At 40.1% G+C, this 267-nt stretch carries 1 protein-coding gene; it reads left to right on the top strand.

Going from position 1 to position 267, the window contains the following annotated elements:
* A partial coding sequence (locus Xedl_RS31820) for a hypothetical protein (protein ID WP_208605120.1) occupies window positions 1-187 on the top strand: 187 nt, incomplete at its 5' end.
* Between the last annotated feature and the right edge of the window lie 80 nt (window positions 188-267).

Genomic DNA, 267 nt, shown 5'->3' on the forward strand with positions numbered 1-267 from the left:
GCGGCATGATGGTGAGGTCTGGTTGTTTTTTGGCGAAAGTAATTATACCAAATCATCATGCTGTTTAATAATCCCTCACAAAACATCAACACGCCCTAATGTTGAAAGGAAATATGTAAACAGCCAGGATGAATTATTAGAAGCAGCAGAGAATGCAGCAGGAGGTAGCCTAAATAAGCTTTCATAATAACGATACACTCATTTTTCTCACTCCCGGTTGTTGCCCTGATGAAAAGGCGGTCATAAATTCTTCAACGCACACTAAGA

The organism is Xenorhabdus eapokensis, assembly GCF_001908105.1.